The organism is Williamsia sp. D3 (assembly GCF_000506245.1).
Classification (GTDB): Bacteria; Actinomycetota; Actinomycetes; order Mycobacteriales; family Mycobacteriaceae; genus Williamsia; species Williamsia muralis.
The window spans coordinates 58,686-71,586 of record NZ_AYTE01000031.1; the positions used below are offsets into that span (position 1 = coordinate 58,686).

The 12,901-nt window shown below is 64.1% G+C and carries 9 protein-coding genes, 2 tRNA genes and 1 pseudogene; 3 read left to right on the top strand and 9 right to left on the bottom strand.

Annotated elements, in window-relative coordinates; translation table 11 throughout:
• Positions 1 to 42: 42 nt before the first annotated feature.
• The 3 genes from W823_RS48405 to W823_RS48415 are packed head-to-tail and all read right to left on the bottom strand — an operon-like array spanning position 43 to position 4,809.
• A complete protein-coding gene (locus W823_RS48405; RefSeq protein ID WP_023960393.1) occupies positions 43 to 1,455 on the bottom strand; it encodes a folylpolyglutamate synthase/dihydrofolate synthase family protein in 1,413 nt (470 codons plus the stop codon).
• Entirely contained in the window at positions 1,452 to 4,127 is a 2,676-nt protein-coding gene (locus tag W823_RS48410; protein WP_023960395.1) for a valine--tRNA ligase, read from the bottom strand. Before W823_RS48410 ends, W823_RS48405 begins: the two co-directional genes overlap by 4 nt.
• Before the next feature lie 52 nt (positions 4,128 to 4,179).
• Entirely contained in the window at positions 4,180 to 4,809 is a 630-nt protein-coding gene (locus tag W823_RS48415; RefSeq protein WP_031332812.1) for a molybdenum cofactor guanylyltransferase, read from the bottom strand.
• 67 nt (positions 4,810 to 4,876) lie between these two features.
• Here W823_RS48415 and fdhD point away from each other — a divergent pair, with 67 nt between their 5' ends.
• Positions 4,877 to 5,698 (top strand): formate dehydrogenase accessory sulfurtransferase FdhD, encoded by an 822-nt coding sequence (gene fdhD / locus W823_RS48420; RefSeq protein ID WP_023960399.1) that lies wholly within the window; start codon positions 4,877 to 4,879, stop codon positions 5,696 to 5,698.
• Positions 5,699 to 5,707: 9 nt separating this feature from the next.
• Here fdhD and clpX read toward each other — a convergent pair whose 3' ends face one another.
• From clpX to W823_RS48445, 5 genes are all read right to left on the bottom strand, one after another.
• The gene (gene clpX, locus W823_RS48425) at positions 5,708 to 6,985 is read right to left on the bottom strand and encodes an ATP-dependent Clp protease ATP-binding subunit ClpX (RefSeq protein ID WP_023960401.1); all 1,278 of its coding nucleotides are present in this window, start codon (positions 6,983 to 6,985) and stop codon (positions 5,708 to 5,710) included.
• A gap of 204 nt (positions 6,986 to 7,189) precedes the next feature.
• Positions 7,190 to 7,819, bottom strand: coding sequence for an ATP-dependent Clp protease proteolytic subunit (locus W823_RS48430; protein ID WP_023960403.1), 630 nt, complete (start codon positions 7,817 to 7,819; stop codon positions 7,190 to 7,192).
• Between the two features lie 73 nt (positions 7,820 to 7,892).
• Complete coding sequence (locus W823_RS48435; protein WP_023960405.1) at positions 7,893 to 8,501, bottom strand: ATP-dependent Clp protease proteolytic subunit; 609 nt, start codon at positions 8,499 to 8,501, stop codon at positions 7,893 to 7,895.
• A 161-nt stretch (positions 8,502 to 8,662) separates the two neighbouring features.
• A complete protein-coding gene (tig, locus tag W823_RS48440; protein ID WP_023960407.1) occupies positions 8,663 to 10,027 on the bottom strand; it encodes a trigger factor in 1,365 nt (454 codons plus the stop codon).
• Positions 10,028 to 10,058: 31 nt separating this feature from the next.
• Positions 10,059 to 10,132 (bottom strand) — tRNA-Pro (locus W823_RS48445).
• 180 nt (positions 10,133 to 10,312) lie between these two features.
• Between W823_RS48445 and W823_RS48450 the strand changes: the two genes are divergently transcribed.
• Both W823_RS48450 and W823_RS48455 read left to right on the top strand, forming a co-directional pair.
• A tRNA-Gly gene (locus W823_RS48450) sits at positions 10,313 to 10,386 on the top strand.
• A 330-nt stretch (positions 10,387 to 10,716) separates the two neighbouring features.
• Positions 10,717 to 11,321: pseudogene (locus tag W823_RS48455) on the top strand (L,D-transpeptidase).
• Between the two features lie 66 nt (positions 11,322 to 11,387).
• Here W823_RS48455 and sthA read toward each other — a convergent pair.
• A complete protein-coding gene (sthA, locus tag W823_RS48460) occupies positions 11,388 to 12,824 on the bottom strand; it encodes a Si-specific NAD(P)(+) transhydrogenase (RefSeq protein WP_023960409.1) in 1,437 nt (478 codons plus the stop codon).
• Positions 12,825 to 12,901: the final 77 nt, after the last annotated feature.

Below are 12,901 nucleotides of genomic sequence, written 5' to 3' on the forward strand. Positions count from 1 at the left end.
GTCGGCGGCGTGAATCGCGCTGATGGGTCAGGGTTTTGAGGCTCATGCCGGATCCTTGCCGAAGAGGGTGCGAGCAGCGCCCGCCGTCACCACCGAGCCGGTGATCACCACGCCGGTTCCCGACATGCCCTCGGCCTCGTCGAGGTTCTCCTCGGCCAGTTCGATGGCGGTCTCGACCGCATCGGGCAGGAAGCCGCGAACCTGAACCCGATCCTCGCCGAAGATCGTGATGGCCACGTCGGCCAGTTGTTCCGGGTCCATCGCCCGCGGGGATCCGTTGTGGGTGAGCACGATGGCGTCGAACACCGGCTCGAACGCGGCGAGTAATCCTGCGACATCCTTGTCCGCCATCACGCTGATGACGCCGATCAGCCGCCGGAAGTCGAATTCTTCGTCCAATGCGGCCGCGAGCGCAGCGGCACCGTGCGGGTTGTGCGCCGCGTCGAGGAAGACAGTCGGCGCCGAACGCACCCGTTCCAACCGTCCGGGACTGGTGACTGCGGCAAAGCCGGCGCGCACCGCCTCGATGTCGAGTTGCCGGTCCGCACCGGCGCCGAAGAAGGCCTCGACCGCCGCGAGTGCGAGCGCCGCGTTCGACGCCTGATGGGCTCCGTGCAGCGGCAGGAACAGTTCGGAGTATTCGCCGCCGAGGCCCTGCAGTGTGAGCATCTGTCCGCCCACCGCGGTCCGGCGTTCGAGGACTGCGAACTCCGAGCCCTCACGGGCCACGAAGTTGTCGGCCTCGACCGCGGCGCGCAGAAGAACGTCGGCCACCTCGGGCTGCTGGACGGCGAGCACTGTCACCGGGTCGGTCGGCACCAGTGCATCCGGGGCCTTCTTGATGATCCCGGCCTTCTCCCCCGCGATGGCCGTGAGGGTGTCACCCAGATAGTCGCTGTGGTCCATCGCGATCGGGGTGATCACGGCCACCGAAGCGTTGATCACGTTGGTGGCATCCCATCTGCCGCCCATGCCTGTCTCGACCACCGCGACATCCACCGGCGCCTCGGCGAAGGCTGTGTAGGCCATCGCGGTGAGGACCTCGAACTTGCTCATCCGTGGGCCGTCGGCCGCGAGCGACCGATCGTCGATCATGTCGATGTAGGGCTCGAGTTCTCGGTAGGTGTCCACGTAGACACGCGGTGAGATCGGCTCCCCATCGATGGAGATGCGTTCGGTGGCCAACTGCAGGTGCGGACTGGTGATGCGGCCGGTACGCCGATGGAGAGCGGTGAGCAGCGCGTCGATCATCCTAGTGACCGAGGTCTTCCCGTTCGTTCCGGCCACGTGGATCGCCGGATAGCCGTGTTGCGGCGACCCGAGCAGATCCATCAGAGCGGAGATCCTGGCCAAGCTCGGTTCGATCTTCGTCTCGGGCCAGCGGGTGTCGAGCTGCGCCTCCACCTCACCGAGTTCGGCGAGGTCCTCCGCGGTCGGTATCTGGGGGCCCGTCACGACCGCGAATCCAGTTCCGCCAGTTTGGCCTTGATGCGGACGATCTCTTCTTCGGCCACCTGCGCCCGGGTCTGGATCTTCGCCTTCACGTGGTCGGGCGCCTTGGCCATGAACTGCTCGTTGGCCAGCTTCGCAGTGGTGGTGGCCAGCTCCTTCTCCGCTGCGGCCAACTCCTTCTGCAGACGACGCTTCTCCGCAGCCACATCGATCGTGCCGGAGGTGTCGATCTGCACCGTGACCGTCGTCGCCCGCAGGCGCACCTCGATGGTCGCGGTAGCCGCGAAGCCCGGCTCCGCTCTGCTCAGTCGTGCCAATGAGTCGATGTAGTCGCGCTGTGCGACGAGGTCTGCGGCTTCGAGTCCGATCAGCTCGGCCGCGACTCGCTGCGACGGCTTGAGTCCCTGGTCGCTACGGAACCGGCGGATCTCGGTGATCAGTCGCTGGGTGTCCTCGATGCGGTGGTGTGCGTCGCGATCGACCGGTTCACCTGATGCGGTGGGCCAGTCGGCGATGACCACGGATTCGCCGCCGGTCAAGGTCTGCCACAGGACCTCGGTGACGAACGGCATCACCGGATGCAACATTCGCAGCAGAGAGTCGAGCACGGTTCCGAGAACGATCTTTGTTGTGGCCGAGACGGTTTCGTCTTCGCGAGCGAATTGCACCTTGGCCAGTTCGAGGTACCAGTCGCACACCTCGTCCCAGGCGAAATGGTACAGCGCCTCACAGGCCTTGGAGAACTCGTAGCCCTCGAAACCCGCGTCCGCCTCGGCATGCACCTCGTCGAGCCGCCCGAGAATCCACCGATCAACATCGGTCAGATCTGCACGCGGCGGCAGCTCCCCGACCTTCGCCCCGTTCATCAACGCGAACTTGGTGGCGTTGAACAACTTGGTGGCGAAGTTGCGCGAGGACTGCGCGAGATCGTCGCCGACGGACAGGTCGCCGCCGGGGTTCGCACCTCGCGCGAGTGTGAACCGCAGTGCATCGGCACCGTATCGGTTCACCCAGTCCAGCGGGTCGATCCCGTTGCCCTTGGACTTCGACATCTTGCTGCCGTGCTCATCGCGAACGAGGCCGTGCAAGAAGACGTTCCGGAACGGGACCGGAGCGTCCGCGCCGATCTGCTCGCCGATGGTCCCGGCGACGTACGTACCGAACATCATCATCCGGGCGACCCAGAAGAACAGGATGTCGTACCCGGTGACCAGCACGGACGTGGGATAGAACTTGGCCAGCTCGGCGCTCTCCTCGGGCCACCCCATGGTGGAGAAGGGCCACAGTCCGGACGAGAACCATGTGTCGAGGACGTCGTTGTCCTGCACGTACCCTTCCGGCGCCGACTGCCCTGGGCCCACGCACACCATGTCGCCGTCCGGGCCGTACCAGACCGGGATCCGATGCCCCCACCACAGCTGGCGCGAGATGCACCAGTCGTGCATGTCATCGACCCATGCGAACCAGCGCGGTTCGAGCGAAGCAGGGTGGATCACCGTGTCGCCGTTGCGTACCGCGTCGCCGGCTGCCTTGGCCAGCGAATCCACCCGCACCCACCACTGCATGCTCAGACGCGGCTCGATCGGTTCACCGCTTCGTTCGGAGTGACCGACGCTGTGCAGATAAGGGCGCACCTCCTTGACGATGCGACCCTGTTCGGCCAGCACCTCACGGACCCTGACCCGTGCCTCGGCGCGATCGAGGCCGTCGAATTGCGTTCCGGTACCCGCGACTCGACCCGACTCGTCCATCATCGTCGGCATCGGCAGGTTGTGTCGCGCTCCGAGTGCGAAGTCGTTCGGGTCATGCGCGGGCGTGATCTTGACTGCGCCACTTCCGAATTCGGGATCGACATAGTCGTCCGCGACAACCGGGATGCGGCGATCGACAAATGGGTGGTCCAGTTCGGTGCCGACCAGGTGTTTGTAACGCTCGTCGTCCGGATGCACCGCGATCGCGGTGTCACCGAGCATGGTCTCCATTCGCGTGGTCGCAACGACGATGTGGGGCTCGTTGTCGTCGAGGGAGCCGTACCTGAAGCTGACGAGCTCGCCTTCGACGTCGGAGTACTTCACCTCGATGTCGCTGATCGCGGTCTGCAACACGGGCGACCAGTTCACGAGTCGCTCGGCGCGGTAGATCAAACCCTCATCGAACATCTTCTTGAACACGGTCTGCACGGCCCGGGACAGTCCGTCGTCCATGGTGAAACGTTCACGACTCCAGTCGACGCCGTCGCCGAGACTGCGCATCTGGGCACCGATCGCGCCGCCGGATTCTGCCTTCCACTTCCACACCCGGTCGATGAACTCGTCACGCCCGATGTCGTTCTTGTCGATGCCCTGCGCTGTCAGCTGACGCTCGACCAGGGTCTGCGTCGCGATACCGGCATGGTCCATACCCGGGAGCCAGAGCACCTCGTACCCCTGCATCCGCCGACGACGGCACATGGCGTCCATCAGGACGTGGTCGAGGGCGTGTCCCATGTGCAGCGAACCCGTCACGTTCGGTGGCGGCAGGACGATGGAGAACGGCGGCTTGTCGCTGGACGGGTCCGCGGTGAAGTATCCGGCCTCTACCCAGTTCCGGTACAGCCGTCCCTCGTGTACGCCGGGGTCCCAGGTCTTGGGCAGGGCTTCGGGAGTGCTGTCGGAGTGCTGGGACGATTCGGTCACCGGCCAATTCTAGGCAGTCGGTGGTGAAGAGACGAAAGTGCAGGTCTCCTGCTCAGGGAACACGCAATCGGTGCAGGTCTTCGGGGGCGTTGACGTTGGTCAACCATGTCGGATCGCTCAGCGTCACCCGGTTGGTTCGCAGAGCGTCCACTGCGGCCAGCATCCGACGTTCGCCACCCTGCACCAACTCGTCCAGCGTGGCCGCCGCACGGGTGCGGTACACCCCGGCCAGTGGGTGAGCCCGCTGCGAGTCGACGGCGATGGCGGCATCATCGGCGTCGGTGAGCCCGCGCAGCAGTTCATCGACCATCTCAGCGGTGACAAGGGGCATGTCCGTGGCGCAGACGAAGACGATGTCGCGGCCACGTTCGGCGGCTGCGGCCAATCCGGTGGCGAGACCACCGAGCGGGCCGGCGCCTTCGGCCTCACCGGTCACCCATGTGACGTCCGCGGAGCTGCTGTCAGCGGTGCCGTCGACACCATCGTGGCCGGCCCGCAAGCCCTGATAGGCGGGCGATCCCTCCGGGGCCAGCACCAGAACCGGGTCGCATCGCTCCCCCACGATCCGGGTGATCCGGCCGAGCATCGATTCGCCGTTCCATTCCAGTGCCGCTTTGTCGCTGCCCATCCGCTTGGATGCGCCACCGGCCAGGACAACTGCGCCTACTCGCTCATGCTCCATGGAGACAGTTAACGCGAGCACGGGGGCGCGTGGGCGAAAACGGGAGCACAGGGTGATGATGGTTGTCATGGGACGAGTGACCAGTCGTACGCGGGTCCGCCGGATCCGGCCGGGCAACACCGATTCGCGGGCCGACTCGCTCGCGGTCGAGGAACCCCTCGAGATTCGTGTTGGCGGAGAAGCGCTCTCGGTCACGATGCGCACACCTGGGTCCGACATCGATCTCACACACGGCTTCCTGATGACCGAGGGACTCATCGACGGCGCGGACGACATCAGCGCCATCCGGTATTGCGACGGCGTCGACGACCAGGGCCGCAACACCTACAACGTGCTCGACGTCAGCCTGCGCGGTGACCGGCCGCTACCCGCGGGCTCGACACGAAATTTCTACACCACCTCATCATGCGGTGTGTGCGGAAAGGCATCCCTCGACGCTGTTCGACTGGCATCCAACTACCGACTGGAAGACGATCCCTCGACCGTGGACGTCGACACGCTCTTCACCATGCCAGAGCAGCTGAGGTCGCTGCAGAAGACGTTCGACGCGACCGGCGGAGTACACGGAGCCGCGCTGTTCACCACCGATGGCGAACTTCTCGCAGTTCGCGAAGACGTAGGTCGCCACAACGCCGTCGACAAGGTGATCGGATGGGCTGTGACACAACGATTGCTGCCACTGCGGGCAACGGTGCTGATGGTGTCCGGCCGCGCGTCTTTCGAGCTCGCGCAGAAAGCCGTCATGGCCGGGGTACCGATACTCGCGGCGGTGTCCGCGCCATCGTCACTGGCGGTGGATCTGGGCAACGACAACGACCTGACGATCGTCGGATTCCTCCGCGGAGAATCGATGAACGTGTACTCGGCCGGTCACCGAGTTCTCGAATAGCCCAGCGGCTCAGGCGCTCTTGTCGCGCCGTTCGTCGCGCCGCGGCTTGCGGGGAACGATGGTGGGAAGAACGTTGTCGCGCACGGTTTCTCCCGTGACAACCACCTTCGCGACATCATCGCGGCTCGGGATGTCGTACATCACCGGGAGCAGGACCTCTTCCATGATGGCCCGAAGACCACGAGCACCGGTGCCACGGTGGATCGCCTGATCCGCGATGGCCTCGAGCGCTTCCTCGGTGAACTCGAGTTCCACGCCGTCCATGTCGAAGAGTCGCGCGTACTGCTTGACGAGCGCGTTCTTCGGCTGCGACAGGATGCTGACGAGGGATTCCTTGTCGAGGTTGGTCACCGATGCGATCACCGGCAGTCGGCCGATGAACTCGGGGATCAGGCCGAACTTGATCAGATCCTCGGGCATGACCTCGGCGAAGTGGTCAGCACTGTCGTCGTCGTTCTTGGCGACCTCCGTGCCGAATCCGATGCCGCGCTTACCGATTCGATCCGACACGATCTTGTCGAGTCCGGCGAATGCGCCGGCCACGATGAAGAGCACGTTTGTGGTGTCGATCTGGATGAACTCTTGATGGGGGTGCTTGCGGCCGCCCTGCGGAGGTACCGAGGCCTGCGTGCCCTCGAGGATCTTGAGCAATGCCTGCTGCACGCCTTCACCCGAGACGTCCCGCGTGATCGACGGGTTCTCGCTCTTGCGGGCGATCTTGTCGACCTCATCGATGTAGATGATGCCGGTCTCGGCCCGCTTGACGTCGTAGTCGGCCGCCTGGATGAGCTTGAGCAGGATGTTCTCGACATCCTCGCCCACGTAGCCGGCCTCGGTGAGCGCCGTGGCGTCGGCGATGGCGAACGGAACGTTCAGCATCTTCGCCAGGGTCTGCGCGAGGTAGGTCTTTCCACAGCCCGTCGGACCGAGCATCAGGATATTCGACTTCGCGAGCTCCACGGGCTCCATGCCGCGCGAGTCCTTGCGGTCGCCGGCCTGGATGCGCTTGTAGTGGTTGTAGACCGCGACGGCCAGGGTGCGCTTGGCGGTGTCCTGACCGATGACGTAGTTCTCCAGGAAATCCCGGATCTCCATGGGCTTGGGGAGTTCGTCGAGTTTGACATCGCTGGTCTCGGCCAGCTCTTCCTCGATGATCTCGTTGCACAGGTCGATGCACTCATCGCAGATGTACACACCGGGTCCAGCGATCAGCTTCTTGACCTGTTTTTGGCTCTTTCCGCAGAAAGAACATTTCAGCAGATCGCCACCATCTCCGATACGTGCCATCTGTTGCTGTACCTACTTCCCTTACCCTGATGCTCCAAAGACGTGAAGTCCGGTGGTCCGCCCCAGCCCATGCGGAGCACAGTAACCACGACCGTACCCGTACGTCGGCGGAACTTCGACCGATAAAGCCAAATGTCGCGGGCCTTTTTTGCCTGCCCACGACCGCTCTTGCCCGCCGCCGAGGACGGCGGGCCGAGCGCGGCGTTACTTCTTTCCTGACTTCTTCCGGTACTCGAAGACCTCGTCGATGATCCCGTACTCTTTGGCCGCTTGCGCGGTCAGGATGTTGTCGCGGTCGGTGTCCTTACGGATCTTGTCCGCCGGCTGCCCGGTGTGTTCGGCGAGGATGTCGTCGAGCCGCTTACGGATCCGCTCGATCTCGGCCGCCTGGATCTCGAGGTCGGACACCTGGCCCTGGTATGCACCGCCGGTGCGGGGCTGGTGGATCAGAACGGTGGCGTTGGGCAGCGCCGCACGCTTACCCGGTGTTCCGGCGGCCAGGACGATGGCCGCGGCCGATGCCGCCTCGCCGAGGCAGACGGTCGCGATGTCGCAGTGCACGTACTGCATGGTGTCGTAGATGGCCAGCATCGCCGGCACGCTGCCGCCGGGCGAATTGACGTACATGATGATGTCGCGGTCAGGGTCCTGCGACTCGAGCACCAGCAGCTGGGCCATGATGTCGTTGGCAACCGTCTCGTCGATCGGCGTGCCTAAGAACACGATTCGCTCTTCGAAGAGCTTGGCGTAGGGGTTGTACTCGCGAGCGCCGTTCGGCGTGTGCTCGATGAACGAGGGCAGGATGTACCGCGACTGGGGTGAAAGATTGTTCATGGTTCTCATTACTTTCCGATGAGGTTGCGACGGGCCGGAGACGAAGCGGAGCGGAGCTCGACCATGGAAGTGGTCAGGCGCGCGTGATCACGTGATCGACCAGCCCGTATTCCTTGGCCTGCTCGGCGGTGAACCACTTGTCGCGATCGGCGTCTGCTTCGATCTGTTCCAGTGTCTGACCGGAGAACTCGGCGTTGAGCTTGTTCATCTCTTTCTTGGTGAGCGCGAACTGCTCGGCCTGGATCGCGATGTCCGCCGCTGTTCCGCCGATTCCGGCCGACGGCTGGTGCATCATGATCCGCGCATGCGGGAGAGCGTGACGCTTACCCTTGGTGCCCGCGGCGAGCAGGAACTGGCCCATCGAGGCCGCCATACCCATCGCGTAGGTGGAGATGTCACACGGGGCGAGCTGCATGGTGTCGAAGATCGCCATGCCTGCAGTCACCGATCCGCCCGGCGAGTTGATGTACAGGTTGATGTCCTTGGTCGGATCCTCGGCCGAGAGCAGCAGGATCTGCGCGCACAAACGGTTGGCGATATCGTCGTCGACCTGGGTGCCCAGGAAGATGATGCGCTCACGGAGCAGACGCTCGAACACCGAGTCGGTCAGATTCAGTCCGGCCACACCTGAACTCGCGGTTGCTCCGGAGAGCGCGGGCGTGTGGATCTTCGGCTCAGTCACGGTACCTACCTTCGACGTCCCGGAAAGACTTCCGGGGTTTTCGTTCAACGGACTCACAGTCATTTGATTGCTGTCTTCGACCCTAACGAATAGGGACGACGCCGATGGCCCGGCGTCGCCCCTATTCGCTGACAGCAGAAATTGTGCTGGCGTTTTACCAGCTACGACTCATCGGATGCCGACGTGTCGGCGTCCTCGTCGGACGTCGGCACACCGAAGAACTCTTCGGTGTCGACGGTCTCGCCCTCGGTGTCCTTGACGGCCACCAGGTGCACGATCGACGACAGCGCCTTGCTCCGGCGGACCTCGGCGTACACCGCGCCCACCTGATTGGCCTGCTGCAGCTGCTGCGCGAACTCCGCCGGCTGCATGCCGTAGCGCTGCGCCTGGAACATGATCTGCTGCATCAGCTCGTCCTGGCCGACCTCGGTGTCCTGCTGGTCGGCGATGGCGTCGAGCAACAGCTGGGTCTTGACCGACTTCTCGGCCGCCTCGCGTGTCTCGGCCTCGAACTTCTCGCGGGTGGTGCCCTGCGCCTCGAGCAGTTGCTCGAACGCCGCCTCGTCATGTCCGAGGCTGTGCACCACCTGGTGAACCTGTCCGTCGACCTCGGCGGTGACGACTGCCTCCGGAAGGGGGATCTCGACCGACTCTGTCAGTTTGGCGACGAGCGCCTCGCTGATCGCGTTGGCCTGTTCCATCTTCTTCGACCGTGCGACACGCTCACGCAGATCCGCCTTCAGCTCGTCCACGGTGTCGAACTCGCTCGCCAACTGGGCGAACTCGTCGTCGACCTCCGGCAGCTCGCGTTCCTTGACGGTGAGGACCTTGACGGTGACCTCGGCCTGATCGCCGCTGTGCTCACCGGCGACCAGAGTGCTGGTGAACGTCTTCTCTTCGCCGGCCTTCAGACCGATGAGGGCCTCGTCGAGTCCGTCGATGAGCTCACCGGAGCCCACCTCGTGCGACAGACCGCTCGTGGCTGCCTCTTCGACCTCTTTGCCGTCGATCGTGGCGGAGAGGTCGATCGACACGAAGTCGCCGTCGGCGACGGGCCGGTCCACACCGGTGAGGGTGCCGAAACGAGCGCGCAGGGACTGCAACTGCTCATCCACAGCCTCGTCGTCGACCTTGACCGGTTCGACCTCGACCTCGAGGGTCGAGTAGTCGGGCAGATCGATGTCCGGGCGCACGTCGACCTCGGCGGTGAACGTGATGCTCTCGCCGTACGCGAGTTCGGAGAGGTCGATCTCGGGCTGACCGATTGCCTTGATCTCCGTCTCGGCGACGGCCTCGCTGTACTTGCCCGGGATCGCCTCGTTGACGACCTGGGCGAGCACTGCGTCGCGGCCGACTCGGGCCTCGATCAGTTTGGCCGGGGCCTTGCCGGGCCGGAATCCGGGGATCCGGATGTCGCGGGCCAGCGTCTTGTAGGTGCGGGCGAAATCCGGTTCGAGTTCCGCGAACGGGACCTCGACGTTGAGTTTGACCCGCGTCGGGCTGATCTGCTCGACGGTGCTCTTCACTTGACTCCCTTGTCTTGCCTTCTCACGTGAGTCGGGATGACAGGATTCGAACCTGCGACCCTCCGCTCCCAAAGCGGATGCGCTACCAAGCTGCGCCACATCCCGTGTAGGTCCGTCCGCAGGGGTCTGTCACCGCCTGCGGAACCGAACGCAAATACTACGTGCCGTGTTGGTCTCCACCTAAACCGGTGATGGCGGCGAGGCGATTTTCGATCCGCGGGCCGGAGGCGGTACAGTCCTTTTCGCAGACGACGACGGTGGCGATCCCGCCGAAATCGTGTGCACGCGGGTGTAGCTCAATGGTAGAGCCCTAGTCTTCCAAACTAGCTACGCGGGTTCGATTCCCGTCACCCGCTCCACCCTCAGAAGCCCTGGTCAGCACGTTGCTGACGAGGGCTTCTGTCGTTCGAGCGCCAGGTTTGGCGAAAGCCGCCGCCGCCGCGTGGTCGAGTGCCCGCGTGAATATAAGTGAGGCACGCCACATTCACTTGTGCCACACCGGTAGACACGCGCCACAACTAGGCCTTTTGCGTTTGGCTGGCCGTCCTACGCGTGCAACTATTAATCCGCGCTTTCGGGGAGCGTATAAGCCTGTCGCCGAAGTTAGGGTCCAACTAGTGTCGACCAGTAAGTTCGCCTCCGGGCGCAGCGTCATCCGCCTCCTGACCGCCGTTGTCGGCGTGATCGTCATGGCGCTGATGATTCCGGCCACCGCAATCGCGCAGCCGGCTCCGACCATTCCGGGCCTACCCGGCGTGCCGCTGCCGACCATTCCGGGCATCTACACTCCCGCTCCGCAGCCGCCCGCGCCGGAACCGATCCCGGAACCCGCGCCCGCGCCGCCCGCAGAGCCTGCTCCCCCGGTCGCCACCCAGACCGGTTGGGTTGCCCTCGCCGACGACGCCACGCACGAACTCACCGTCTGGCACGACGGCAAGGTCGTACGCAGGATGCCGATCTCTATGGGTAAGAACGAGAACCCGACGCCGAACGGCACTTACTACACCAAGGAGAAGTACCGGGACATGTACATGGACTCGTCCACGTACGGCGTTCCGGTCGACTCCCCCAACGGCTACCGCACCTACGTCGAGTGGGCGATCCGCATGTCGTGGGACGGCATCTTCATCCACGCGCGCCATGGTCGGTCGCTCAGCAGGGCAACACCAACGTGAGCCACGGCTGCATCAACCTGAGCCCGGAGAATGCGCAGTTCGTGTACGAGAACTTCCCCGAGGGCACCCCGATCGTGGTGCAGGGCACCATCGGCGGGCAGTACGTCCCCGGCAGCTAGACCTTTCTGATTCCGACAAAACCGGCGCGAGAACATTCTCGGCGCCGGTTTTGTTGTGCCGGCTGTTTACTCCGCGCCCAGCTCGTACCCGTTGCCGACGCCCGTGACACGCGCGATGGCCCGCATCTTGTTCACCGCATCCAGAGCGGCAACCTTGTACCCCTCGGCGAGGGTCGGGTAGTTGAAGACCGCGTCGACGAGGTAGTCGATGGTGCCACCGCAACCCATGACCGTCTGGCCGATGTGGACCAATTCGGCTGCGTTGGAACCGAATACGTGCACCCCCAAAATGCTTCGGTCCTGGGCATCGACGAGGAGCTTCAACATCCCGTACGCGTCGCCCATGATGGTCCCGCGTGCGAGTTCGCGGTATCGGGCGACGCCCACCTCGAACGGAACGTTCGCCGCGGTCAGTTGGTCTTCGGTCTTGCCGACGTAACTGATCTCGGGGATCGAGTAGATGCCGATCGGATGCTTCGATGAATCGGTCTCGCCGACCGGCTCCCCGAACGCGTCGTACGCTGCGCGCCGCCCCTGTTCCATCGCGGTCGCGGCAAGTGCCGGGAAGCCGATCACATCTCCCACTGCGTATATGTGGCTCACCGTTGTCCGGAAGCTGCCGTCGACCGTCAATCGGCCACGTTTGTCGGCCTCGAGACCCGCTGCGGCCACGTTGAGTTCGTCGGTGACACCTTGACGCCCCGCCGAGTAGAGCACCGTGTCGGACGGGATCTTCTTGCCCGACTGCAGAACGGTCACACTGCCCGATTTGTGCTTTTCGACCATCTGCACGGTTTCGCCGAAACGGAATGTGACGCCGCGGTCACGCATCTGATACTGCAAGGCCTCGACCACCTCACGGTCACAGAAGTCCAGCATGCTCGAACGCTGCTCCACCACGGTGACCTTGGTGCCCAGCGCGGCGAACATCGAAGCGTATTCGATGCCGATGACCCCTGCGCCCACCACCACCATGGATGTCGGAACCCGGTCCATCCCGAGTATCTGGTCGGAGTCGACGATGGTCACGCCGTCGAACTCGACCGTGTCGGGACGCGCGGGACGGGTACCGACTGCGATCACGGCGTGGTCGAACGTCACGTTCTTGTGGTCGCCGTCGCCGGTGGTGATCTCGATCTCGTTCGGGCCGACGAAGGCCGCGCTACCGAGCAACAATGCAACCCTGTTGCGCGACAACTGATTCTGGATGACGTCGATTTCCTTACCGACGACGTGGGCGGTGCGGGCCGACAGATCGCCCACGGTGATGTCGGTCTTCAGCCGATACGACTGGCCGTACAGTTCACGCTGGTTCAGGCCGGTGAGGTAGAGGACGGCTTCGCGCAACGTCTTCGACGGGATGGTGCCGGTGTTGATGCACACCCCACCCACCATGTTGCGCCGTTCGATCACCGCCGCACGTTTACCGAGTTTGGCGGCGGCAATGGCAGCCTTCTGCCCAGCCGGGCCGGAGCCGATGACAACAAGGTCGTAATGGTCCACGTGACTTCTCCCAGCGTTGATACGTCGGGATCAGTGTCACCCACCTCGGACCCCTGCACATTTCAGACGAGTGAATT